Genomic DNA, 22,411 nt, shown 5'->3' on the forward strand with positions numbered 1-22,411 from the left:
CACCCAACCCGTTTGTTTCCCTCGGGCTCCGCCCGACCCCGCCATCACTGCGGCTGCCCAAAGAAGACGACGGTCACATTGCCGTGGGTCTCCCACCCACCCTTTGTTCTATCCGGGCTCCGCCCGTCCCCGTCTGCTCCTGCCCGTCCCCGTCTGTTCCGTAGAAAGCCGACGAGCGGCATCGTGAAACCTGCCCTCCTATGCCAGGAAGCCCCGCAGCAGGGCGGCCGTGCCCTCCAGGTGTTCGGCGACGGCCTGGCGGGCGCGGTCGGGGTCGCGGTTCAGGATGGCCTCGACTATCGCGGCGTGCTGGTCGGCTGAGTGCTGGATGTTGAAGCTGAGGATGGGGATGGCATTCAGCAGGTCGGTGACACGTAAGCGGGCGTCGGCGCAGGCGGCGGCGAGTAGTGGGGAGCCGGTGAGTTCGGCGATGCACAGGTGGAAGGCGGTGTCGAGGCGGCGGTAGTCGGAGGGGCCCGCCTCGTTGACGTCGGACAGCCTGCGGCGGAGGGTGGCGATCTGGGTGGGGGTGAGGTCGCGGTCGGCGAGGACCTGGGCGGCGCCGCATTCGACGGCCATCCGGAAGGTGAGCGCGTCGTCGAGTTCGCTGGGGCCCATCTCGTTGACGGCCCGGCGCAGGTCGCCGTGGCGCGGGTCGGGCGGCTGGTAGACGACGAAGGCGCCCCCGTAACGTCCCCGGCGTACATCCAGATATCCGGATTCCTGCAGGGCGCGGATGGCTTCGCGGAGGGTGACGCGACTGATGCCGAGTTGGGCGGCGAGTTCCCGTTCCGGCGGCATTTTCGCGCCGTGGGCGACCACGCCGAGTTTGATCGCCTGGAGCAGCCGCTCGACGGTCTCCTCGAACGCGTTCCCCGAGCGGACCGGACGGAGCAACGAAACGAGTGGGGATTCCGTCATCATGCACCGCCCTCCAAATGGCCCAAGATTAGCCCAATCCGCTGTTGACGAGCTGACAGGCCTGGTGCTTGCATGCCTCCATTGGTCTGATTCCAGACTTTTAGAAGGGACTCGCGCGTGCTGACTATGGAGCAGCTTCGAGTTGAGGCCGAGGCAGGCAAGATCGACACGGTGCTGCTGGGGTTCACCGACATGCAGGGGCGCCTGCAGGGCAAACGGCTGTCGGCGCGCTACTTCCTGGACGAGGTGCTCCACCACGCGGCCGAAGGCTGCAACTACCTGCTCGCGGTGGACGTGGAGATGAACACCGTCAGCGGCTACGCGATGTCGTCCTGGGATCGTGGTTACGGTGACTTCGTCTTCAAGCCCGATATGGCCACGCTGCGCCGGGTCCCCTGGCAGGAGGGTACGGCGCTGCTCCTGGCCGACCTGGTCTGGGAGGACGGCTCCGACGTCACGGCCTCGCCCCGGCAGATCCTGCGCCGCCAGCTGGCCCGGCTGGGTGAGCGCGGCTGGGGGGCTTATGTGGGGACCGAGCTGGAATTCTGCGTGTACGCCGACAGCTACGAGGAGGCGTGGCGGAACGCGTACCGCGATCTGACCCCCTCGAACCTCTACAACGTGGATTATTCGCTGCTCGGCACCTCCCGGGTGGAGCCGCTGCTGCGCCGGATCCGGCTGGGTATGGAGGGTGCGGGGCTCTACGTGGAGTCGGCCAAGGGCGAGTGCAACCTGGGGCAGCACGAGATCGCGTTCCGGTATACCGACGCGCTCGCCACTTGCGACAACCACTCGATCTACAAGAACGGCGCGAAGGAGATCGCGGCCCAGGAGGGCATGTCGTTGACCTTCATGGCCAAGCCGAACCAGCGCGAGGGCAATTCCTGCCATATCCACATATCGCTGAGGGACGCCGACGGGACCCCGGTGATGGCCGGGTCCGAGCCCTATGGCCTGTCCAAGATCGGGCAGCATTTCATCGCCGGGCAGCTGGCCGCGATGCGGGAACTCACCCTCCTCTACGCGCCCAACATCAACTCATATAAGCGGTATGTCCCCGGCTCGTTCGCCCCGACCGCCGTCAAATGGGGCATCGACAACCGCACCTGCTCGCTCCGCCTGGTCGGCCACGGCCACGGGCTCCGGATCGAGAACCGGGTGCCCGGCGGCGACGTGAACCCCTACCTCGCGGTGTCCGCACTGATCGCGGCCGGTCTGTACGGCATCGAGAACGAGCTCCCGCTGGAGGACCCCTACGGCGGAAATGCCTATATTTCCGACGCTGAGACGGTTCCAGCGACGCTGCGCGACGCGCTCGACCTGTTCGCGGGCTCCACGCTGGCCGCCACCGCGTTCGGGCAGGATGTCGTAGACCATTACGCCAACTACGCCAAGGTGGAGCTGGCCGCCTTCGACGCGGCCGTCACGGACTGGGAGATGTTCCGGGGGTTCGAACGACTGTGAAGATCATCAACCAAGCCAATGCAGAGCCGACCGCCTTCGACGCAGCCATCACCGACCGGCAGGCGTTCCGGGGGGTCGAACCACTGTGAAAACCGTCAACCAAGCCAATGCAGAGCCGGCCACCTTCGACACGACCGCCACCGGCCGGCAGACGTTCCGGGGGGTCGAACCACTGTGAAGATCATCAATCCGGCCACCGAGGAGGTCGTCGCCGACATTGAGCTCGCCGACGCCGCCGAAGTCGACCGCGCGGTGGAACGAGCTCGGGCAGCTTTCCGGACATGGCGTGAAATATCGCCCGGGGATCGGGCGCGGTTGCTGCGGGCCTTCGCCCGACAGGTCGAGGAGCACGCTGAGGAGCTCGCCCAGCTGGAGATCACCAACTCCGGCCACACCGTCGGCAACGCCCGGTGGGAAGCCGGGCATGTCCGCGATGTCCTGCACTTCTACGCGGGCGCGCCCGAGCGTAACCACGGCAAGCAGATCCCCGTCCCCGGCGGGATCGACATCACCTTCCAGGAGCCGCTCGGCGTGGTCGGGGTGATCGTGCCGTGGAACTTCCCGATGGTGATCATGATGTGGGGGGTCGCCCCGGCCCTCGCCGCCGGGAACACGGTGATCGTGAAACCGGCCGAATGGACTCCGCTGACGGCGCTGCGGCTGGCCGAGCTGGCCCTGGCGGCGGGCCTCCCCGAGGGGGTGCTCCAGGTCCTGCCTGGCGCAGGGGAGGTCGCGGGAGCCCGCCTGGTGGACCACCCCGACGTTGCCAAGATCGTCTTCACGGGATCCACCGAGGTCGGCAAGCAGATCGCCGCGAAGGCCGCGGGACAGGTCAAGCGCGTCACGCTCGAACTGGGCGGGAAGAGCGCCAACATCGTCTTCGCCGATTCCGACCTGGCCAAGGCCGCGGCCTCCGCGCCGATGGCGGTGTTCGACAACTCCGGGCAGGACTGCTGCGCTCGGTCCAGGATTCTGGTGGAGCGTTCCGTCTATGACGAGTTCCTGGGACGGTTGACGGAGGCCGTACAGGAATTGAAGGTCGGAGATCCCCGCGATCCGGACACGGCGCTCGGGCCGTTGATCAGTGCCGAGCATCGGGAGCGGGTGGCCTCGTTCGTCGAGAGACCGTACTTCCAGGGAGAATGCCCGGCGGGGCCCGGTTTCTGGTTCCCGGCCACCGTGCTGACTGGGGATGAGGATCGGGCCTTCCGCGAGGAGGTCTTCGGGCCGGTCGTGTCGGTGGTGCCTTTCCAGGATGAAGCGGACGCGATCGCGATCGCCAACGACACGCCATACGGGTTGTCCGGGTCCATCTGGACCAGGGATGTGGGCCGGGCGTTGCGGGTGGCGCGGGCGGTCGAGGCGGGGAACCTGTCGGTCAACTCGCATTCCAGCGTCCGCTACTGGACGCCGTTCGGCGGCTTCAAACAGTCCGGCCTCGGCCGGGAACTCGGCCCGGACGCGCTCGCCGCGTTCACCGAGACCAAGAACGTCTTCATCGCATCGGAGTAGAGGTTTACATGCAGCGTTTGCAGGACCGGGTGGCCGTCATCACCGGCGGCGCCGGGGGGATCGGCCTGGCCACTGCCAGGCGGTTCGCCGCGGAGGGGGCCAAACTGGTCCTGGTCGACCTGGATGAGAACGTCGGCGAGCAGGTCGCGGCGGAGGTCGGGGGGATCTTCGTCCGGGCCGACGTGACCAGCGAGGACGACGTGATCCGGATGTTCCAGGTGGCCTACGACACCTACGGCAGCGTGGACATCGCGTTCAACAACGCGGGCATCTCGCCGACCGACGACGACTCGATCCTGACCACGGGGATCGACGTTTGGCGGAAGGTGCAGGAGGTCAACCTTACGAGCGTGTACCTGTGCTGCAAGCATGTGCTGCCCTATATGCAACGGCAGGGGAAGGGGTCGATCATCAACACCGCGTCGTTCGTGGCGGTGATGGGGTCGGCGACGTCACAGGTGTCGTACACGGCGTCCAAGGGCGGGGTGCTGGCGATGAGCAGGGAACTGGGGGTGCAGTTCGCGCGGGAGGGCATCCGGGTGAACGCGCTCTGTCCCGGGCCGGTGGACACGCCCCTGCTCAGGGAGCTGTTCGCGAAGGATCCGGAGCGGGCGCAGCGGCGGCTGGTTCATGTGCCGATGGGGCGGTTCGCGCGGGCGGAGGAGATCGCGGCGGCGGTGGCGTTCCTGGCGTCCGATGACGCGTCGTTCATCACAGGGGCGGAGTTCCTGGTGGACGGTGGTATTTCCGGCGCTTATGTGACGCCGCTGTGAGGCCGGTGATCGGGATCACGTGTTACGTCGAGCCCGCGGCGTACACGGTGTGGGAGATGACGGCGGCGCTGTTGCCGTACGACTACGTGCGGCACGTCGAGCGGGCGGGCGGGCAGCCGGTGATCCTGCCGCCCGCCGGGGAGCCCGCCACGCTGACCGGGCGGCTGGACGGCCTGATCCTGGCCGGAGGCGGCGACATCGACCCGACGCGCTACGCCGCGGACCCCCTCCCAACCACCTCCTATATCCGGAAATTTCGGGATGATGCCGAGTTCGGGCTGGTCCGGGCGGCGCTGGCGGGCGGGTTGCCGTTTCTGGGGATCTGCCGGGGACTTCAGGTGCTCAACGTCGCCCTCGGCGGGACGCTGCATCAGCACGTTCCCGACGTGGTCGGCCACACCGGCCATTCCCCCGCTCCGGGCACATTCGGCCGCCTTCCCGTACGGCTCTCGCCGGAACTCGCCAAGATCTACGAATCCGACGAGATCACCCCGGCCCACTACCACCACCAGTCCATCGACCGCCTGGCCAACGGTCTCACCGTCACCGCGACCGCCGACGACGGCACCATCGAAGCCGTACAGCTGAACGAGCGGACCACGGCCGTCCAGTGGCATCCGGAAGCCGACGAGGACGGCCGGCTCTTCGACGACTTCGTGGCCCGGATTCGGCTAGGCTGGCCGGACACCGGTGATCCCGCGCGGGAGAGCGGCCTGGCATCCGGCCAGGTCCCCTGAAGGAGCAAGCCCTCCCCGCGAACCTCTCAAGGCAAAGGACCGTGCGGGCCAGGTGTCCTCTGGAAAGCAGGCCTGCGCCTCGCCGAAGGTGAAAGTCCGGGCAAAATCCGGGCGAAGCTCTCAGGCACCGATGACAGAGGGGGAGGATGCAGAACATCCGACCCTGCCTGAGGTGCGCCCTATGCCACGACAGACACCGCTGCACGAGGTTCATCAGAGCCTCGGCGCGACTCTCACCGACTTCGCCGGCTGGCTGATGCCGCTCCGCTACGGCAGCGAGTCCGCCGAGCACAACACGGTGCGCACGGACGCCGGGCTCTTCGACCTCTCCCACATGGGCGAGATCTTCGTGACCGGCCCGCAGGCGGGCGAGGCCCTCGACTACGCCTTCACCGGCCAGCTGAGCACGCTCGCGCCCGGCAAGGCACGCTATACGGTGATCTGCGCCCCCGACGGCGGCGTGCTGGACGACGTGATCATCTACCGGCTGACCGCCGAGGAGTTCATGGTCTGCGCGAACGCCTCCAACTACCCGCGCGTCGCCGCCGAGCTCGCCGACCGGGCCGCCAGGTTCGAGGCGAAGGTGGCCGACCGCTCCGAGGAGTACGCGCTGATCGCCATCCAGGGTCCTCGCTCGCAGGAGATCCTGGCCACGCTCACCGACGCCGATCTGGACGGCCTGAAGTACTACGCCGGGCTGCCCGGTGTCGTGGCGGGCGCCGAGGCGCTGATCGCGCGCACCGGTTACACCGGTGAGGATGGTTTCGAGCTGTTCATCGCGAACGCGGCTGCCGTACCGCTCTGGCATGCTCTGACCGCCGCGGGCGCGCGCCCGGCCGGGCTCTCCGCCCGCGACACCCTCCGGCTGGAAGCAGGCATGGCCCTGTACGGCAACGAGCTCACCGAAGAGATCACCCCGTTCGACGCGGGCCTCGGCCGGGTAGTGAAGTTCGACAAACCCGGCGATTTCATCGGACGTGCCGCACTGGAGACCAAGACCGAACCGCGCCGCCGCCTGGTCGGCCTGGTCGCCCGCGGGCGGCGGGTCCCCCGGCACGGCTACCCCGTCGTGGACGCGTCCGGGGCGGTCGTCGGCGAGGTCACCAGCGGCGCGCCGTCGCAGTCGCTGGGCAAGCCGATCGCGATGGCGTACGTGCAGGCGGAAATGCCGGAAAATGGCGATCTAGCCGTGGACATCCGCGGCACGCGCGAACCGGTCGACGTCGTTGATTTGCCTTTCTACAGGAGGAAGAAGTGAGCACCATCCCCGGCGAGCTGAGCTACACCAAAGAGCACGAATGGGTGGCCGGCCTCGATGACGGACTGACGGTGACGGTCGGCATCACCGAGTACGCCGCCGAGGCGCTCGGTGACGTGGTCTACGTGCAGGTGCCCGAGGTGGGCGGCACGGTCGCGGCCGGCGACGCGGTGGGCGAGGTGGAATCCACCAAATCGGTCAGCGACATCTACTCGCCCGTCAGCGGCGAGGTGGTCGAGACCAACCAGGCCGTCGTGGACGATCCGTCCCTGGTCAACTCCGACCCCTACGGCGAGGGCTGGCTCTTCCGGATCCGGATCGAGGCCGACCCGACCGACCTGCTGACCGCCGAAGAGTACGGCACCCTCACCGCGGGCGAATAGCCCACTAGCAAGGGCACAGATCAATGGCGATCAGCGTCTTCGACCTGTTCAAGATCGGCATCGGGCCGTCCAGTTCCCACACGGGCGGCCCGATGGCGGCCGCCCACCGATTCGCGCGCGCGCTCAGCCAGGACGGCCTCCTGGAGAAGACCGCCCGCGTCGAAGTCATTTTGTACGGCTCGCTTGGCCTGACCGGCAAAGGCCACGGCAGCGACAAGGCCATCCTGCTCGGGCTGTCGGGCGAGAAGCCGGAAACGGTGGACGTGGAGGCGGTCGAATCCCGGCTGGACGAGATGCGGTCGACCGGGACGATCCGGCTGTTCGGCGGCCATGACATCCCGTTCGTGGTCGGCGAGGATCTCGTCTTCGAGCGCAAGATCTCCCTGCCGCACCATCCGAACGGCATGCGCTTCACCGCGTACACCGCCGATGGGAACCCGCTGCGGGAGAAGATCTACTACTCGGTCGGGGGTGGCTTCGTCGTGGACGAGAACGCCACCGGCGCGGATCGCATCAAACCCGACGACACCGTGCTCCCGCATCCGTTCACCACGGCTGCCGAGCTCCTGGGCCACTGTGCCGAGACCGGTCTGTCCATCTCCGGCCTGATGCTCGCCAACGAGCGCGCCTTCGGCCGCGACGACCAGCAGATCAAATCCCAGCTTCTCCATCTGTGGGAGGTCATGTCGGAATCGGTCCGCCGGGGCTCCTCGCGGGAGGGCGTGCTTCCCGGCGGTCTCAAGGTCCGCCGCCGCGCGCATCAGCTCCAGCGCCGCCTGCAGAGCGAATCCGCCGAACGTGATCCGCTCCAGGCCATGGACTGGGTCACCCTGTTCGCCCTGGCCGTCAACGAGGAGAACGCCGCGGGCGGGCGCATCGTCACCGCTCCCACCAACGGCGCGGCCGGAATCATCCCTGCCGTTCTGACCTACTACTCCAGGTTCATCCCCGGCGCCGACGATGAGGGCGTGGTCCGTTTTCTCCTCACCGCGGGCGCCGTCGGGGTGCTCTTCAAGGAGAACGCCTCCATCTCCGGCGCCGAGGTCGGCTGCCAGGGTGAGGTCGGCTCGGCCTGCTCGATGGCCGCCGCCGGGCTCACCGAGGTCCTCGGCGGCACACCGGAACAGGTCGAGAACGCCGCCGAGATCGGCATCGAACACAACCTCGGCCTCACCTGTGATCCCATCGGCGGCTTGGTGCAGATCCCCTGCATCGAACGCAACGCCGTGGCCTCCATCAAGGCCATCGCCGCCGCCCGAATCGCCCTCCGCGGCGACGGGCGCCATTTCGTCTCGCTGGACAAGGCCATTCACACCGTACGCACCACTGGGCGTGACATGTCCACCAAGTACAAGGAGACCAGCCGGGGCGGTCTGGCCGTCAACGTCATCGAGGCGGAGTCCCACGTGGGCGTCAACATCGTGGAGTGCTAGCGAGCGGCGGGGCGTACTCGGGATCGGCAGTATTCTGGCGACCCGAATGAGGGAGGCCAGGGTGATGATCCGCTCGCGGTGGGGTGTGCACCTGTTGTTCGGGGGGCTGCTTCTCGCGGGTGTGGTCGTGCGGGGGCTGGCGGTGCTGGGGTATCGGCCGGTTTTGTGGTTTTGGGCGGATTCGTTTTCTTATCTGAGTTCGGCTGTTGATCTGCGGCCGTTGCCGTCTCGGCCGGCGGGGTACTCGCTGTTCCTGTGGTTCTTCGACAGCGTGCAGGTTGTTGTGGTCGCGCAGCATCTGATGGGGATCGCGATGGCTGTCGTGATCTACGCGGTGTTGTTGCGGGCTGGGTTGCCTGCGTGGGGTTCGGCGTTGGCCGCCGCGCCCGTTCTGCTGGATGTGCATCAGGTGCAGCTGGAGCATCTGCTGATGGCCGATCTGCTGTTCACCTTCCTGGTGGTCATGGCGGTCGTGCTGCTGCTGTGGCGGCCCGCGCCGTGGGCGGTGGTAGCCGGGCTCGGCCTGCTCGGGATGGCGACGGTCACGCGGACGCTGGGGCTGCCGCTGGTCATCGTCGCGGTGGTCTGGCTGCTGCTCAGGAGGGTGAGCTGGCGGGCGGTGGGGGCGGGTGTGCTCGCCGCCGGGGTCGTGATCGGGGGGTACGCGACCTGGTTCAACGCCGTGCACGGCTCGTTCGGTCTGGGCGGCAGCAACGTCTGGATGTGGTCGCGCACGATGACCTTCGCCGACTGCCGGATCATGGACCCCCGCCCGGAAGTGGCGGTCCTCTGCCCTGAGGCGGGTCCCCGGCTGGCCGCGCCCGTCTACATCTGGGACCCGAAGTCCCCCATCGTCCGCAGCGGGGTCGAAAAGGAGGAACTGACCGGCGAGTTCACCTCGCTGGCCATCCGCAGCCAGCCCCTGGACTTCCTGCTCACCGGCCTCGGCGACGCCCTCTGGGCCTTCGAATGGAACCGCCGGATATATCCGTCGCCGGGCCCGCAAAGCGCATATGTCTTCCCCGACTCGGTACGGCCGTTCACCGACAAAGTCGCTTCAGCCGGGCGAACCGCCACCCAATTGACCGTCGAGTACCAGGGTTCCAGCGCGGAGACCCGGATCGTCGAGCCGTACGCGGGCTGGCTCCGGGCCTACCAGGAACACGGCTACCTGCGCGGACCCTTCCTGGCGGCGATCCTGCTCGCCGGGCTGGGCGGGATGCTCGTCAAACTGGTCCGCGGCCGGTTCGCGGACCTGACACCCGCGCTGCTGCCCTGGGCCGCCGCGATGACGCTGACGTTCCTGCCGCCGCTGGTGGCCGCGTTCGACCACCGATATGTGGTGCCCGTCGTCCCGCTCGCCTGCCTCGCCGCCGGGTTGGCCCTCGCCCGCCGCGCCGGCGGTGACATGCCGATCGCACCCGCCACCCGGGCCAAGCACAAGGCACAACTCACAGCCGGGTGACGTGCAGGCGTACCAGGACCGGGAGGTCGGCGCTCGGGCCGAGGACGCCGCGTACGCGGGTGATCGCCTGCTGGTCGAGGCGGCGGGCCACCTCGCCCAGGGACGCGCCGGGACGGCAGCGGACGTGGATGCGGGTGCGCTCGCCGCGGACGACCCGGACGGTCAGCTTGTCGACGCGGTCCAGGCCCTGGAGGGCGACGCCGAGCATGGCGGTGCCGGTTCCGTGGCGGGTGCCGTACCGGTGCAGGGCGAGGGCGAAGATGAGCCAGCGGGTGGCGATGGCGGCGGCGGCGGGGAGGACGGCGGCGGCGATGATGTAGGCCCAGATGTGGGCGGCGAAGAAGCCGGGGTCGAGGATGGCGAGGTCGGGGTGGGCGTCCCTGGCCCAGAGCGCGTACAGGCCGGTGAGCAGCAGGAGCGTGCCGACGATGCCGATGCCGATGCGGTTGGCCATCAGATTCTCCTCCGGCGGAGCCGTACCACGACCTCGTGGCGGCCGTGCAGGGCCAGGCTCTGCAGGCGGTCGCCGACGGCGGCGCCCACCTCGCGCAGCAGGTCGCCGGTGCGGTCGGCGTCGGTGACCACGGTCACCTCGATCTGGCCGTGCCGCAGGCGGACGCGCGCCACGTCCACGCCGTCCACGGTGAGCGCCGCCGCCACGAGGGTACGGCGCAGCCCCTGCCGGGTCAGGCCCATGGTCACGCCCTCGTCGGCGGTCTCCAGGGCGATCAGCTTCACCCGTCCCGGCAGCAGGGCCAGCAGGATCAGGACCACGCCGGCCGTGATGGCGGCCAGCGCCAGGCCGGGGACGAGCGCGTCACCCCAGGTCCTGGCCACCAGGCGGGACATTCCCGGCCACGCCGCGGGCCCGCCCAGCCAGGAGACGACCATCTCGGCCGTGCTCCCCCAGGCGACGATCGCGAGGGCGGCGGCCACCACGACGCCCGCCGAGTCGCGGCCGGGGCGTAGCCTCCTGGTGGCCTGTCTGGCGAGCATTCTGCGCCGGGCTCGGCTCGCGGTGGAGTGCCCGCCGGCCAGGATCTCCTCAACCGTGCTCATGGTCATCCAGGGATACACGGACGCGGCGGCCACCGGGCGGATCACCCGCCACTTTGCCCGATCATGCAGGGGCGAAGCCGGATTGTTTGCGACGTAGCCGGTTAACATGAACCGAGCTCACATACGCCGGGCGGACTAAGCTGCCTAGCGGACATCGACCGCGATGCCTGGAGATTTCATGACATCTGCTGAAGCCTCGGCAGCCCGTTATGACCGGGCGACCGCGGCGCTCGAACCGCCCTTCGCGGTGCTGGACCTGGACGCGTTGCGCGCCAACGCCGCCGACATGGTCCGGCGGGCCGCCGGGAAGCCGATCAGGGTGGCCAGCAAGTCCATCCGGAGCCGGGCGATCCTGGAACGTGTGCTGGCGATGGAGGGCTTCGCGGGGATCATGGCGTACACGCTCGAAGAGGCGTTGTGGCTGATTTCTTGTGGTTTCACCGACATCCTCGTCGCGTACCCGACCGCCGACCGCGCCGCCATCGCCACCCTGGGCGCCGACGCCCGGGCGGCCCGCGAGATCACCATCACCATCGACTCCTCCGACCACCTGGACCTCCTGGACGGTCTCCCCCACGAGATCCGGATATGTCTTGATATCGACGCCGGATTTATCACCATGGCGGGGAAGTTCCGCGCGGGTGCGCTTCGCTCCCCCGTCCGCGAACCGGACCAAGCCGCCGAACTCGCCGCCCACATCGCCAAACGCCCCGGCCTCCGGCTCGTCGGGCTCCTGTCGTACGAGTCCCAGATCGCCGGCGTCGGCGACAATCTGCCCGGCCTGTACGGCAAGGCCGTCCGCTGGATGCAAGCCCTGTCCCAGCGCGAGCTCATCGTCCGCCGGGGCCGAATCGTCCGAGCCGTACGCCAGGTGGCCGACCTCGAATTCGTCAACGGCGGCGGCACCGGCAGCATTGAGCGAACCGTACGAGAAAGGGCGATAACCGAAGTAGCCGCCGGTTCAGGCTTCTACCACCCGCGCCTCTTCGACTTCTACCGCGACTTCACCGGCATCCCCGCCGCCCTGTTCGCCCTGCCCGTGGTCCGCAAACCCGCCCCCGGCGTGGCCACCGTCCTGGGCGGTGGCTACCACGCCTCCGGCGCCCCCGGCCCGACCCGGCTCCCGCAGCCGTACCTGCCGGCCGGCCTGCGCTACCACCCCGACGAGGGCGCGGGCGAAGTGCAGACCCCGCTGCTCGGCGAGGCCGCCCACGACCTCCGCGTCGGCGACCGCGTCTGGTTCCGCCACGCCAAAGCCGGCGAACTCTGCGAACACTTCCCTGCCCTCCACCTCATCGAGGGCTCGGAAATCACCGGAACCGTCCCGACCTACCGAGGCGAGGGCAAGGCCTTCCTGTAAGGATGGCGACACAACCGGCAGACATCACCACAGTTCACCACCGCCGACCCGGCTCGGCTCGCGATTCCTGGCCGCTGCCAGCCCCTCTGGGCGCCGGTGCGGCGAGAAGCCGTACGAACGCGAACGGCGCCGGATAACGGCGAGCGACCTGGCGGCGTACTACCTCCGGCGGCGGCGCATGATGATGATCGCCGCGCCGATGGCCAGGGCGACCCCCACGCCGATCAGGATGGGCGCGATGTTGGGGGGCGGGTATTCGTCCTCCCATCCCTCGGCCTCGCCGGGACTCGCCGCGCCGTTCGCCGCGGCGGGCGCGGCCCCGTTCGCGACCGGGCTCGTGGCGCCCAGCCCGCGTCCGGCCCCGTTCGGCCGCTGCGCTCCCCCGCCCACGAAGTCGCCGATCGTCGTGACGACATGCTCGGCCTGCGCCTTCACCCTGGCCACGTTGCGCTCCGCGACCCGCTTGGGGCTGACCCGGTCCGCGATGGCGTCGACCGTGCGCGCCAGCTCCGTCCGGGTGCGCTCGATCTTCCGCTCCAGCGCCTCGGGATCGGTGTCCGCCATGACGATCCCCTCCTGTTGTCTCGTCTGTGATCAGTGTGGCAGGTCGGGTACGGCCCCCGGACCCCGCCCGACCCGGTAGTTTGTTGCCGTCGCGACCCGGATATTCCAGAGCACGCCACGCGGAGGCGAAGTGAGCCAGTCCAGACTCGAGCCCGGCGACGCCGCGCCGGACTTCATCCTGCCCGACGCCGGCGGCGAAGAGGTCTCGCTGAAGTCCTTCCGCGGCAAACGCGTCATCCTGTACTTCTACCCCGCCGCGATGACCCCTGGGTGCACCAAGCAGGCGTGCGACTTCCGCGACAACCTGAACTCGCTGACCGGCCACGGCCTCACCGTCCTCGGCGTCTCCAAGGACAAGCCCGCCAAGCTCCAGCAGTTCGCCGAGCGCGACGCCCTGACCTTCCCCCTGCTCTCCGACCCCGGCCTGGAGGTCCACAAGGCGTACGGGGCTTACGGCGAGAAACAGAACTACGGCAAGACCATCACCGGCGTCCTGCGCTCCACCTTCGTCATCGACTCCGAGGGCAAAATCGAAAAGGCCCTCTACAACGTGAAAGCCACCGGCCACGTCGCCCGCCTGCTAAAGGACCTCGGCATTTCCTGACCCCGGAAAACCGGGTGCCTCCCACCAGCCGCCACCCGCTAAGATGGGGACACCCGGGACCCGGTCCAGAAATACCGAATTCCCAATAACTAAACAATGGGGTTGTGGCCCAATTGGCAGAGGCACATGACTTAGGATCATGCCGGTGCGGGTTCGAGTCCCGCCAGCCCCACGAACGACGGCCCTGGTGTTCGGAAGCTGGCGCTTCCTTCCCCAGGGTCGTTCTTTGTTACACGGGGGGACGACCCCCCGAGCCCCCCGGTGTGGGGGGCACAGCCCCCCACGCCCCCTGAGGTTGCTAGCGCGGTTGCCGTGTTTGAGTAAGGGGTCATATGTCCACGGCGTGCTCGGCGCATAGGCAGCTGATGCCGGGCTCGAGCCATTCGCGGCCGGTCCATTCGGGGTGGCGCTCGATCATCAGGGCCGTGACCTCCTCGATGATCGTCTCCTTGCTCATGGCCGAGTCTCGGCGTATCCAGGTTTCGTCGCGTAGCAGTTGAAGGTAGTTGCGGACGTCGGCCAGTAGTTGCGGGTCGCCGATGTCGCCGTGGCCGGGGACGACTACCTGTGGGGCGGTGGCGGACAGTTGCTCCATCACCGTGATCCAGCGGATGCCGGAGACGTCGGTGTCGTGGGGTGGGAACCAGGGGAAGATGGCGAACTGGCCGGCTTCCACCAGGTCGCCGGTGAACATCACCTCGGCGTCGGGGATCGTGATCACCTGGTCGCCCTTGCTGTGTGCTCGGCCGGTGGCGCGCAGTTGCACCACCCGGCCGCCCAGGTCGAGGTCGTAGGAGTTGTCGTAGACGACGTCCGGGGTGGCCAGTTTGACGCCCTCCAGTTGCCGGGCGACCGGTTCACCGAGTCCGGCGAACATGTCGAGGTAGGCGGTGCCCTTGGTGGCCAGGTCGGTGGCCTGTGCCCTGTTGATCAGGTACGTCGCGAACTCGGTGAACGCCTGGGCGCCGAATGCGTGCTCGGGGTGAAAGTGCGTCGTGGTCAGGTACAGTTTGCGGTCGCCCGCGTAGTCGGCCGCGAATTTGAGCACGGTTTCGGCGTTGCGGGGGCCCAGTCCGGTCTCGACGACCAGCACGGAATGCGTGCCGCCGATAATGCCGATGTTCGGCACCAGTTGCACGCCCTGGTTCGGGATCACGACCAGATCGCGAGCGAGTTCCCGCGCATCTGTGATCCGTACAACAGGTTCCGGGTACGGGTATTCGGCCATTAATTGGTACTCCTCAGGAAGTCAGGACCGCTGCTGGGTGGCTTGGCACCAGGTCATGTCGCGGCCGGTCGAGTCATTTCCAGTCCATCGCGGGGTTCTTCGAGGCGTCCAACACCGATTCCGCACGCCCGATACTGTTCGGGTATCGTCACTGGTGATGGACTTACGCTTGTTGCGCTACTTCGTGGCCGTCGCTGAGGAACGCCACTTCGGGCGTGCTGCCGTGCGTCTGCACATGACGCAGCCGCCGCTGAGTCGAGCCATCAAACGGTTGGAGATCGATCTCGGCACCGTGCTGCTGCGTCGCTCAGCCACGGGAGTCACGCTCACCGTCGCCGGAACCGCGCTCTACGACGAGGCGCGCACGCTGCTGGAGCAGGCCGAACAGGCACGCGCCCGGGTTACCGCGGCGGCCCGCGGCGCCACCATGACCGTCGGCACTCTGGCCGACAGCGCCGAACAGGTCGGGACACGGCTTGCCGCCGCCTTCCGCCGGCGCCACCCCGAGGTCCATGTCCACATCCGAGAAGCTGACTTCACCGACCCGACCACGGGGCTCCGCGCGGGTCGTGTGGACGTGGCCCTCACCCGGACGCCGTTCGACGACACCGGCATCAGCACCCACGTGCTGCGCTCCGATCCCGTCGGCGTGGTCCTGCGCACCGACGACCCGCTTGCCCGCCGTGACGTCCTGTACCTACGCGATCTTGCTGACCGCCGGTGGTTCCAGTTGCCCGAGGGAACCGATCCCCTCTGGCGCGCCTACTGGAACGGCACCACGCCTACCGGTGAACTTCGAGACGGTCCCGTGGTGCGCACCGTTCACGAGTGCCTGCAGGGCGTTCTCTGGAACGGCACGATCGGGCTGACGCCGCTCGCGCACGCGCTTCCCAATGGGCTCACGTCCGTGCCCCTCGCCGATATGCCACCCAGCCGTGTCGTCGTCGCCTGGAAGAAAGCCAACACCGACCCGCTCATCCGCTCGTTCATCCACATCGCCGCCGCCATCTATGGCGGTCAGAGCGAGGGTGAAGAATTCACCACGTGAAAGGCCCTCAATTTATGACCAGGTGGTGAGTCGGCCGTCGGCGCCGATGCCCACGTAGAAAGCCAACGCGAATCGGCTTCCCCCGACGCTGGGGCTGACCGCATGATAGTTGCGCGGATCGAAGAGCAGCGCGTCGCCTGCCTCGGCATTGACCGTCACCGACTGCTCGTCGAACGTGAGCGTAGGCCAGCAGGAGCCCACGCGATGGGCCTCGTCCCGCGGATTCCAGCGTCGTGACCAGATCGTGGTTTCTCCTCCTTTCTCCGGCATGGTGAGGTAGAGGTTGAAAACGAGCTGAACTATCGGACGAACGTTGAGGAAATCAGCTGGTAACTCCCGGGCGATCTCATCCCAATGCGGGGGTGCACCGTGACTGTTTTCCCGGATCATCCCCCAGTAGACCTCGCGGTCCCCGACGGTGGCCGGCCGGGCGGGATCAGGGTGCGGCCAGGCGGCCTCAATTCGGGTCAGGCAGCGCCGGCGAAGATCGCCTTGCGGGCAGTTCCGCCAGTAGTGGTTGGCGGCGTCCGCCTGCCGCCAATAGTCCTCAGTGAGATGGCCGACCGGTAAAAAGTGATTGATAATCGGGCCGAAGTGGAATGTAGCCACCTGATATCTTGACTCGTCGAACGCGGACAGGTTGTCCGTCGGCAAGCCTGCGACGAATCGAGCGCATTCATCCGAGTCCAGGAATCGTTTGAGCTGAACGGCTCCCGCCAGGCCCGCGGAAAGACTGATCATGTGGTCCTGGGTGAGTTCAGTCGTGACGATCTTGTGGAAGAAGGAGTTGCCGAGCTGTGCGGGCGATTGGGGCTCGACGGTCGTCATCAGCGCCTCCCACATCGGGACAGAGTTTTCGGCGGCGAACAGATCATATGGTGCCGTCGAAGCTCTCGTCATCGACCGGGGCGCGGGGGATTCGGCTTCCCAATCGTGATAAATCACGATAAGCCGGACACCGCGTTCGTTTTCCCGCTCCATGGGGATCGCGGCGGGCCGCCTAAATTCCCCCAGTTCTGGTAACGCAGGTCGCCACTCCCCCGCTGACCCAAATAGCGCCGGCGAGGTGGGCCCGGCCGCGCCGACCGATCGTGGTGTCTTGGCTCGCGACATACGGTGGGCCTTCATGCTGGGACGGCTCAGCTGGGATAGCGGGTGGCGGTATGGCCTCCGTCCCGGAGTGACCGGGATGGAGGGATTTATGGTCAGTTGGCCGTGGGGTGAGCACGATATTGATCGAACGCTGATCGTTGTGGATCAGCCGCATGATCTCTATCCGATTACGTCGGATTTCGAGAGAGGAACCCCCATGCGTCACGCCCCCAGCCGTTCCGCGACCCCGCCGGTTCGCGATGAGACCTCGCCCGGTGGCCTACCGGTCCCAGGCCCCTTCCGCCGAATTCCACGACGTAGAATAATCGTTTTGATCGTCATCCTCGTCGCGGTGGGCACGATCTTCGCCGTCGATTCCCAACTGGCCGTCACCGTTCTCGACATGATCTCCGTCGGGGTGGCCTGCCTCGAAATCGCCAGGTGCGAGACCGCCACCCAACTGCGCACGGAGTGATTCCCTGGGCATAAGCTGAACTCACCTCGGCGGTGCCGACCGGCAACGGTTGGAGGTTTCTCGCTCCCGGAGAGAACCAGATGACGGTGCCTCACCCCCCGGCAAATCCCATTGCCAGCTTCAGCGCGGAACTTCGCTCTTTGGCGGCGGATCGCACGATCGGCGACCTGGCCGGGCGTACCGGGCTGCTCACCGAAACGGTGAAACTGCTGCTGGCCGGCGAGCAGCTGTTCTCCTGGGAGGTGACCAGCGTTTTCCTGGACGCGTGCGATGCGACTCCCCATCAGTGGCGCCCCCGCTGGGAGCGCCTCGCACGCGAAAAGGGCCGACGAGTATGGAGTCGGAAGTACGACCCGGTGGGCGCCTTTCCCGACCCGGATTCGGCCAGGTCGATCGACGAGTTCGTCGACCTGATGCAGAAGCTCAGAGTGCATGCGGGCGAGCTGACCTACCAGACACTCGAAGATCGGGCGAAGGTCGAGCATCGGAGACTCCCGCATACCACGGTGAACGCCGTGATGAAGAAGCGGACGCGGCCCCAGCCAGACTTGGTCGAGGCGTTCGTCGAGGCCTGCGGGCTGCCGTTGCCGGAAAGGCGACGATGGCGGATGAAGTGGATGGAACTCGTCGCGCAGGGCCAAGGCGATCACACGGCTACGATCAACGGCGCCCAGGCGCAACAGACGGTCCCCGAATCTCCATCGCCGCCCATCCCCATCGTGAGCTCGTCCGCTCCGCTCGCCGAATCCGCGAGCACAGCGGATTCGGCGCCCGATATGCCGCCGCCGGCGCCAAAACGGTTAATCAGGCGGGTCGTTCTCGGCGTGTCCGGCGCTTTCTTGCTGCTGGCCGGTATAGGTGTGGGGAGACTGACCGCAGCTGAGGTCGTGGAGACTCCCATACTCGGGGGTCCGCCCTATTCCCTGATTCAGGACCAGCCCCTTTCGCTTCCCTACAAGCTTCCGATGTCCCGGGACTGGCATCTCGACCTGCGACTCACCCTGGGCCATACCCCAGAAGGGGGCCTGCAGAACTGCACCTATTACGGCCAAATGCTCGTACGGATCGAGCGGCCGGGTGCGTCGCCACTGGAATATAAGTCACTACTCGGTCATAGAAATCTGACTTTACCCAGGATCCCCATCGGGCGAACGGACTCTATGCGCATAGTCGTCACATTCAAGGTCGTGGGTCGTCCGACTCCCGCCCTCGATGGTCCTTGTCAGCTGACACTAGATCTCAACGGAAGCACCGTGCGCGCAGGCGAATGACGCGGCGGTTGAAATGATCGGAGCGTCATGACCCTCTTACGGTTGATCGCGGCTCTCACCGTCCTCACCGCCTGTGGTGCGACGACTCCGGAAACGAAGCCAACGGAACAGCCGAGTCACACGCTCGTCGGCAAGACCACATTGACGATCGCGGTCAAGATCGGCCCGGGACTCATGGAATACGTCAAAGACGACCCCAGCAGCCGTTCCGGCTTCGACGCCGATGTCGCCAACTATGTCGCCCGGCAGCTGGGCGCCACGAAAATCGCCTGGAAGGACGTCCTCACCAAGGACCGGGAGGAGGTGTTGCAGAACGGCAGTGCCGACCTGGTGGTGGCCACTTACACCATGAATGAGAACCGCCGCGACATCGTCTCCTTCGCCGGGCCGTACCTCATCGTGGGCCAGGACATTCTGATCCGCACCGCCGACATCGGCAAGATCACCGGGCTGGACAGCCTCAAGAACAGGCAGACGTGCGCGTCGCAGGGGTCGACGAGCGCGCAGCGGCTGGTGCAGCACTTCGGGGCGGCCTGGGACACCCCCGACCACCTGGTCAGGGAGAACAGCACGATCGTCTGCCGTGACGGGCTGCTGGCCGGCCGGTACGACGCCGTCTCCACGGACAACTCGATCCTCGTCGGCTACGCCGCTCAGCACCCCGAGCAGCTTCACCTGGTCGGCCAGCCATTCACCAGCGAGGAGATCGGCATCGGCCTGGCCAATCGCCACGCGGCGGACGTACCCAAGATCAACGAGATTCTCCGGGAGATGATCAGGAGCGGCGAGGGGGCCAAGAGCATCAGGAAGCACTTCGGCCCGCTGGCCGATTCCTTCCTCAAGAACGTACCGAAACCCCGGTAGCGGTCGCCGCGCGCTGCTCGTCCGGATATCGACGCTGCTCACCGGGCATCCGGGATACGCCGGGATAGCCGGGCGCATCCGGGGTCGTGCCGGATAGTCGGGGAGGGGTTGCGCTCGGTAGTCGGCCCTGATGCAGTGGCGCCTGAACGAGTTCGCGGCGGGGGCGAACCCTTTTCCGGATCTCGGCGACCATGCGGATCTCTCACTTTGAGCGGAGGGTCGTGACCGGCTTACGACGGAGGACCAGGGCGGCGGTTGCCGTCCTCATCCTCACCTGCACGACAGCGTGCGATGCCTCGAGCGGCTACCCATCCCTCGTCAACAGGGCCACGCTGAGGATCGCGGTAAGCGCTTCGCTGCCGGGACTCAGCGAATTCGCCGACCACCACCGCAGTGGATTCGACATCGACGTGGCCACCTACGTGGCCACCGAGCTCGGAGCTCGGCGCATCGAATGGCACGAGGTCGTGCCACGGGCTCGCGAGCGCGTGCTGCGTGACGGTGGTGTCGATCTGGTGGTCGCCAGCTACATCATGAACGAGAACCGTCTTGACGTTGTCTCGTTCGCCGGCCCGTACCTCATGGTCGGTCAGGACATCCTTATTCGTACCGCTGATATGGGAAAGATCGCCGGGGTGGATGACCTCAAGGACCGGCAGACCTGCGTTTCGGAGGGTTCGACCAGCGCGCAGCGGCTGGTGCAGCGTTTCGGCACGGCCTGGGACGAGCCCGCCCATCTGATCAGGCTTGACAACACCGGCGCATGCGTCGAGCGCCTGCTCACCGGGCAACTCGACGCCGTCTCCACCGGCAACTCGATCCTCGTCGGCTACGCCGCCCAGCACCCCGGCCGGCTGCACCTGGTCGGCCGCCCCTTCACCAGCGAGGAAGTCGGGATCGGCCTGGCCAAGGGCAACACCGCGGACATCCCCCGGATCAACGCGATCCTCCGGCAAATGATCGATAAGGGCGCCTGGGCGGCCAGCATCAGAAGAAGCCTGGGTACGGCGGCGGACTCGTTCATCGACAATCAGCCCAAGCCACCGTGACCTGACAATCCGGTTTCATCAGGGGCGGAGTCCGTCGTTGATCACTGTGAGTAGGCGGGTGCGTGAGGCGGGGTTGGCGTGGCTGGCGGCATGGACCGCGCCCGACAGTAGGGCCATCAGGTCGGGGAGGCCGATGTCGCCGCGCACCGCGCCCGCCTGCTGAGCGCGGGCCAGCAATCCACTTAGCGCGTCCGCCAGTTCCTGGCCGACCTGCGTCTCGCCGGTGCGGCCTGCCGCCAGCACATCGGCGTACATGTCTCCTGATTCCACGGCGTAGGCGAAGAACGCGAAGAACGCCGGACCTGCTCCCTCGGTGGTGAGGGAGTCGACCTTGGACGCCAGGATCCGTACCCGGGCCAGGAAGACCGCCTCCAGGAGGGCTTCCTTGGTGGGGAAATGCCGGAAGACCGTGCCGACGCCGACTCCTGCCTCGCGGGCGATCTCCTCGGTCGAGGCGGCCAGGCCCTTGGCCGTGAAGACCGCGTCCGCCGCCGCCAGCACGCGGTCCCGGTTGCGCCGGGCGTCGGCGCGCAGCGGCCTATCCATTGACAAACGGAGTGATCACTCCGTATCTTCTAAGCGGAGTCACGAGTCCGATTATATGCCCAGGAGGTCACCATGAACGCACGCGAAGCCTTCGCCGCCTGGCAGGAGGCCGTCCTCACCAACGGCAGCATCGATCACCTCTTCGCCGACGACGCCATCATCGAACTCCCGTTCAACCCCGGCCGCCCGCGCCTGAACCGCACCGAATTCCTCACCCTCGCCGGCGCCCGCGCCACCATGCCCGTCCGTTTCGACGAGTTCCGCGACCTCGTCATCCACGACACCGGCGACCCCGAAGTGATCATCGCCGAATACTCGATCGCCGGCACCCACACAACCACCGGCCACCAGGCCACCGCCCCCTTCGTCATGATCCTCCGCGTACGAAACGGCCGAATCCTCCAGCTCCGCGAATACCAGGACGTCCCCACCATGACCGCGGCACTGGCTCCCGCATAACCCGGCCGATCAGCCGCTACCGAGGTCGCGAAGCCTCTTGGCGATTTCACTGACGTCATCGAGCTCGCCGGTGGTGACGGCGATCACCAGCGTCTCCGCGGCATCGGTGTCCGTGCCGGTCAGGATCTGGCCGTTCAGCTCCAGGAAGACGACGGCGGAGGTCCAGCCCAAACGTTTGTTGCCATCGACGAGGGGGTGACCGATGATCAGGCTCTGGATCAGGGCGGCCGCCTTGGTCCAGAGATCGGGGTAAGCGTCCTCGCCGTACAAGCTGGTCTGCGGCCGAAAGACGGCCGCGTGCAACTGCCCGCCATCACGCAACCCAACCGAGGGAAGAATCTCCTCCGCGATCGCCAGCACATCCGTCGTCGTGAGAAACACCGTCACTGCGAAAGCCGGTGCAGAAGCTCAGCATCCCGCTGAGCGACCTTACGCGCGATGGCCCGCACCGCACTCTCCTGCCGACGAGCCAGATGCTCTTCAATCGCGATGACAATCTCGCTGTTCAGACTGTTGCCATCCTCATCGGCCGCAACCCGCAACCGCGCATGGATCTCATCCGGCAACCGAAGTCGAAGTTCCATGCGGCAATGGTACCCAAAAACGGTACCTCGGAACGATCCCACCAACGACGGGAGTTCATCCTGCCTGCGTTAATTGGGGGAAACTGGCCGGCGGAGTCGACTCCGGGGCCCGCAGCAGCCTCGGAGTGACTCCGCCGTGGTCTTTGGAGGGTCGGTGTGGTGGGCGGGTCGCGCGGTGTGTCCTGGCACCGCGCGACCCTTTCTCGCGTTCCACCATCAGTTCGTATCCCTTTACCTACCCCAAGGGGCGTTCCCGTAAATG

The 22,411-nt window shown here is 67.2% G+C and carries 24 protein-coding genes, 1 tRNA gene, 1 pseudogene and 2 riboswitches; of the genes and pseudogenes, 17 read left to right on the forward strand and 9 right to left on the reverse strand.

Going from position 1 to position 22,411, the window contains the following annotated elements:
• Positions 1-198: 198 nt before the first annotated feature.
• Positions 199-921 (reverse strand): FadR/GntR family transcriptional regulator, encoded by a 723-nt coding sequence (locus tag Amac_RS17055; RefSeq protein ID WP_155355515.1) that lies wholly within the window; start codon positions 919-921, stop codon positions 199-201.
• A gap of 126 nt (positions 922-1,047) precedes the next feature.
• Between Amac_RS17055 and Amac_RS17060 the strand changes: the two genes are divergently transcribed.
• The 8 genes and pseudogenes from Amac_RS17060 to Amac_RS17095 all read left to right on the forward strand — a co-directional run bounded on the left by Amac_RS17060 (position 1,048) and on the right by Amac_RS17095 (position 9,946).
• Positions 1,048-2,385, forward strand: a complete 1,338-nt coding sequence (locus Amac_RS17060) for a glutamine synthetase family protein (protein WP_155355516.1) — start codon at positions 1,048-1,050, stop codon at positions 2,383-2,385.
• A 174-nt stretch (positions 2,386-2,559) separates the two neighbouring features.
• Positions 2,560-3,897, forward strand: coding sequence for an aldehyde dehydrogenase family protein (locus tag Amac_RS17065; protein ID WP_246268404.1), 1,338 nt, complete (start codon positions 2,560-2,562; stop codon positions 3,895-3,897).
• An 8-nt stretch (positions 3,898-3,905) separates the two neighbouring features.
• Complete coding sequence (locus Amac_RS17070; protein WP_155355384.1) at positions 3,906-4,670, forward strand: 3-oxoacyl-ACP reductase; 765 nt, start codon at positions 3,906-3,908, stop codon at positions 4,668-4,670.
• Between the two features lie 56 nt (positions 4,671-4,726).
• A pseudogene (locus Amac_RS17075) lies at positions 4,727-5,239 on the forward strand (gamma-glutamyl-gamma-aminobutyrate hydrolase family protein); the annotation flags it as partial.
• Between the two features lie 122 nt (positions 5,240-5,361).
• A riboswitch (glycine riboswitch) is annotated at positions 5,362-5,459 on the forward strand.
• Positions 5,460-5,554: riboswitch (glycine riboswitch) on the forward strand.
• A 34-nt stretch (positions 5,555-5,588) separates the two neighbouring features.
• Positions 5,589-6,665, forward strand: coding sequence for a glycine cleavage system aminomethyltransferase GcvT (gene gcvT / locus Amac_RS17080; protein WP_174900176.1), 1,077 nt, complete (start codon positions 5,589-5,591; stop codon positions 6,663-6,665).
• The gene (gcvH, locus tag Amac_RS17085) at positions 6,662-7,048 is read left to right on the forward strand and encodes a glycine cleavage system protein GcvH (protein WP_155355386.1); all 387 of its coding nucleotides are present in this window, start codon (positions 6,662-6,664) and stop codon (positions 7,046-7,048) included. The genes gcvT and gcvH overlap by 4 nt, the downstream gene beginning before the upstream one ends.
• Positions 7,049-7,071: 23 nt before the next feature.
• On the forward strand, positions 7,072-8,481 hold the full coding sequence (locus tag Amac_RS17090) for an L-serine ammonia-lyase (protein ID WP_155355387.1): 1,410 nt from the start codon (positions 7,072-7,074) through the stop codon (positions 8,479-8,481).
• 64 nt (positions 8,482-8,545) lie between these two features.
• On the forward strand, positions 8,546-9,946 hold the full coding sequence (locus Amac_RS17095; protein WP_174900177.1) for a hypothetical protein: 1,401 nt from the start codon (positions 8,546-8,548) through the stop codon (positions 9,944-9,946).
• Here Amac_RS17095 and Amac_RS17100 read toward each other — a convergent pair.
• Both Amac_RS17100 and Amac_RS17105 read right to left on the reverse strand, forming a co-directional pair.
• A complete protein-coding gene (locus tag Amac_RS17100; protein ID WP_155346761.1) occupies positions 9,933-10,400 on the reverse strand; it encodes a hypothetical protein in 468 nt (155 codons plus the stop codon). The genes Amac_RS17095 and Amac_RS17100 overlap by 14 nt on opposite strands.
• Positions 10,400-11,005 (reverse strand): DUF6286 domain-containing protein, encoded by a 606-nt coding sequence (locus tag Amac_RS17105; protein ID WP_155355388.1) that lies wholly within the window; start codon positions 11,003-11,005, stop codon positions 10,400-10,402. Before Amac_RS17105 ends, Amac_RS17100 begins: the two co-directional genes overlap by 1 nt.
• Positions 11,006-11,183: 178 nt before the next feature.
• Here Amac_RS17105 and Amac_RS17110 point away from each other — a divergent pair, with 178 nt between their 5' ends.
• The gene (locus tag Amac_RS17110) at positions 11,184-12,365 is read left to right on the forward strand and encodes an amino acid deaminase/aldolase (protein WP_155355389.1); all 1,182 of its coding nucleotides are present in this window, start codon (positions 11,184-11,186) and stop codon (positions 12,363-12,365) included.
• Between the two features lie 159 nt (positions 12,366-12,524).
• Here the strand turns inward: Amac_RS17110 and Amac_RS17115 are convergent, their stop codons facing one another.
• On the reverse strand, positions 12,525-12,929 hold the full coding sequence (locus tag Amac_RS17115) for a DUF3618 domain-containing protein (RefSeq protein ID WP_155355390.1): 405 nt from the start codon (positions 12,927-12,929) through the stop codon (positions 12,525-12,527).
• Positions 12,930-13,059: 130 nt separating this feature from the next.
• On the opposite strand from Amac_RS17115, the gene bcp reads away from it, so the two are divergent.
• Both bcp and Amac_RS17125 read left to right on the forward strand, forming a co-directional pair.
• On the forward strand, positions 13,060-13,533 hold the full coding sequence (gene bcp / locus Amac_RS17120; protein WP_155355391.1) for a thioredoxin-dependent thiol peroxidase: 474 nt from the start codon (positions 13,060-13,062) through the stop codon (positions 13,531-13,533).
• A gap of 98 nt (positions 13,534-13,631) precedes the next feature.
• Positions 13,632-13,705: transfer RNA gene (locus Amac_RS17125), tRNA-Leu, on the forward strand.
• 156 nt (positions 13,706-13,861) lie between these two features.
• Here the strand turns inward: Amac_RS17125 and Amac_RS17130 are convergent.
• Positions 13,862-14,761, reverse strand: coding sequence for an MBL fold metallo-hydrolase (locus Amac_RS17130; RefSeq protein ID WP_155355392.1), 900 nt, complete (start codon positions 14,759-14,761; stop codon positions 13,862-13,864).
• A 172-nt stretch (positions 14,762-14,933) separates the two neighbouring features.
• On the opposite strand from Amac_RS17130, the gene Amac_RS17135 reads away from it, so the two are divergent.
• The gene (locus Amac_RS17135) at positions 14,934-15,809 is read left to right on the forward strand and encodes a LysR family transcriptional regulator (RefSeq protein ID WP_218041136.1); all 876 of its coding nucleotides are present in this window, start codon (positions 14,934-14,936) and stop codon (positions 15,807-15,809) included.
• A 12-nt stretch (positions 15,810-15,821) separates the two neighbouring features.
• Here Amac_RS17135 and Amac_RS17140 read toward each other — a convergent pair whose 3' ends face one another.
• Positions 15,822-16,637 carry a 2OG-Fe(II) oxygenase family protein gene (locus tag Amac_RS17140; RefSeq protein ID WP_170322532.1) on the reverse strand — a complete coding sequence of 272 codons (816 nt, stop codon included), beginning with the start codon at positions 16,635-16,637 and terminating at the stop codon, positions 15,822-15,824.
• Positions 16,638-17,232: 595 nt separating this feature from the next.
• On the opposite strand from Amac_RS17140, the gene Amac_RS17145 reads away from it, so the two are divergent.
• The 4 genes from Amac_RS17145 (at position 17,233) to Amac_RS17160 (ending at position 20,560) form a co-directional block, all read left to right on the forward strand.
• Complete coding sequence (locus Amac_RS17145) at positions 17,233-17,376, forward strand: hypothetical protein (protein ID WP_155355395.1); 144 nt, start codon at positions 17,233-17,235, stop codon at positions 17,374-17,376.
• An 80-nt stretch (positions 17,377-17,456) separates the two neighbouring features.
• Positions 17,457-18,647, forward strand: a complete 1,191-nt coding sequence (locus Amac_RS17150) for a hypothetical protein (RefSeq protein ID WP_155355396.1) — start codon at positions 17,457-17,459, stop codon at positions 18,645-18,647.
• Between the two features lie 27 nt (positions 18,648-18,674).
• Entirely contained in the window at positions 18,675-19,511 is an 837-nt protein-coding gene (locus Amac_RS17155; protein ID WP_155355397.1) for a transporter substrate-binding domain-containing protein, read from the forward strand.
• 221 nt (positions 19,512-19,732) lie between these two features.
• Positions 19,733-20,560: a transporter substrate-binding domain-containing protein gene (locus tag Amac_RS17160; protein ID WP_170322533.1), complete on the forward strand. Its 828-nt coding sequence runs from the start codon at positions 19,733-19,735 to the stop codon at positions 20,558-20,560.
• Positions 20,561-20,578: 18 nt separating this feature from the next.
• Here Amac_RS17160 and Amac_RS17165 read toward each other — a convergent pair whose 3' ends face one another.
• Positions 20,579-21,106, reverse strand: a complete 528-nt coding sequence (locus Amac_RS17165) for a TetR/AcrR family transcriptional regulator (RefSeq protein ID WP_155355399.1) — start codon at positions 21,104-21,106, stop codon at positions 20,579-20,581.
• 72 nt (positions 21,107-21,178) lie between these two features.
• On the opposite strand from Amac_RS17165, the gene Amac_RS17170 reads away from it, so the two are divergent.
• Positions 21,179-21,565 (forward strand): nuclear transport factor 2 family protein, encoded by a 387-nt coding sequence (locus Amac_RS17170; protein ID WP_155355400.1) that lies wholly within the window; start codon positions 21,179-21,181, stop codon positions 21,563-21,565.
• A 9-nt stretch (positions 21,566-21,574) separates the two neighbouring features.
• Here Amac_RS17170 and Amac_RS17175 read toward each other — a convergent pair whose 3' ends face one another.
• On the reverse strand, positions 21,575-21,952 hold the full coding sequence (locus tag Amac_RS17175) for a type II toxin-antitoxin system death-on-curing family toxin (protein ID WP_155355401.1): 378 nt from the start codon (positions 21,950-21,952) through the stop codon (positions 21,575-21,577).
• Positions 21,949-22,149 carry an Arc family DNA-binding protein gene (locus tag Amac_RS17180; RefSeq protein WP_155355402.1) on the reverse strand — a complete coding sequence of 67 codons (201 nt, stop codon included), beginning with the start codon at positions 22,147-22,149 and terminating at the stop codon, positions 21,949-21,951. Before Amac_RS17180 ends, Amac_RS17175 begins: the two co-directional genes overlap by 4 nt.
• Between the last annotated feature and the right edge of the window lie 262 nt (positions 22,150-22,411).

The organism is Acrocarpospora macrocephala (assembly GCF_009687865.1).
GTDB lineage: Bacteria > Actinomycetota > Actinomycetes > Streptosporangiales > Streptosporangiaceae > Acrocarpospora > Acrocarpospora macrocephala.

Excerpts from the sequence above, each read along its gene's own strand:
- Amac_RS17055 (WP_155355515.1), bottom strand. The coding sequence starts at position 921 with ATGACGGAATCCCCACTCGTTTCGTTGCTCCGTCCGGTCCGCTCGGGG.
- Amac_RS17060 (WP_155355516.1), top strand. The coding sequence starts at position 1,048 with ATGGAGCAGCTTCGAGTTGAGGCCGAGGCAGGCAAGATCGACACGGTG.
- Amac_RS17070 (WP_155355384.1), top strand. The coding sequence starts at position 3,906 with ATGCAGCGTTTGCAGGACCGGGTGGCCGTCATCACCGGCGGCGCCGGG.
- gcvT (WP_174900176.1), top strand. The coding sequence starts at position 5,589 with ATGCCACGACAGACACCGCTGCACGAGGTTCATCAGAGCCTCGGCGCG.
- Amac_RS17090 (WP_155355387.1), top strand. The coding sequence starts at position 7,072 with ATGGCGATCAGCGTCTTCGACCTGTTCAAGATCGGCATCGGGCCGTCC.
- Amac_RS17095 (WP_174900177.1), top strand. The coding sequence starts at position 8,546 with ATGATCCGCTCGCGGTGGGGTGTGCACCTGTTGTTCGGGGGGCTGCTT.
- Amac_RS17100 (WP_155346761.1), bottom strand. The coding sequence starts at position 10,400 with ATGGCCAACCGCATCGGCATCGGCATCGTCGGCACGCTCCTGCTGCTC.
- Amac_RS17105 (WP_155355388.1), bottom strand. The coding sequence starts at position 11,005 with ATGAGCACGGTTGAGGAGATCCTGGCCGGCGGGCACTCCACCGCGAGC.
- Amac_RS17110 (WP_155355389.1), top strand. The coding sequence starts at position 11,184 with ATGACATCTGCTGAAGCCTCGGCAGCCCGTTATGACCGGGCGACCGCG.
- Amac_RS17115 (WP_155355390.1), bottom strand. The coding sequence starts at position 12,929 with ATGGCGGACACCGATCCCGAGGCGCTGGAGCGGAAGATCGAGCGCACC.
- Amac_RS17130 (WP_155355392.1), bottom strand. The coding sequence starts at position 14,761 with ATGGCCGAATACCCGTACCCGGAACCTGTTGTACGGATCACAGATGCG.
- Amac_RS17140 (WP_170322532.1), bottom strand. The coding sequence starts at position 16,637 with ATGACGACCGTCGAGCCCCAATCGCCCGCACAGCTCGGCAACTCCTTC.
- Amac_RS17150 (WP_155355396.1), top strand. The coding sequence starts at position 17,457 with ATGACGGTGCCTCACCCCCCGGCAAATCCCATTGCCAGCTTCAGCGCG.
- Amac_RS17155 (WP_155355397.1), top strand. The coding sequence starts at position 18,675 with ATGACCCTCTTACGGTTGATCGCGGCTCTCACCGTCCTCACCGCCTGT.
- Amac_RS17165 (WP_155355399.1), bottom strand. The coding sequence starts at position 21,106 with ATGGATAGGCCGCTGCGCGCCGACGCCCGGCGCAACCGGGACCGCGTG.
- Amac_RS17170 (WP_155355400.1), top strand. The coding sequence starts at position 21,179 with ATGAACGCACGCGAAGCCTTCGCCGCCTGGCAGGAGGCCGTCCTCACC.
- Amac_RS17180 (WP_155355402.1), bottom strand. The coding sequence starts at position 22,149 with ATGGAACTTCGACTTCGGTTGCCGGATGAGATCCATGCGCGGTTGCGG.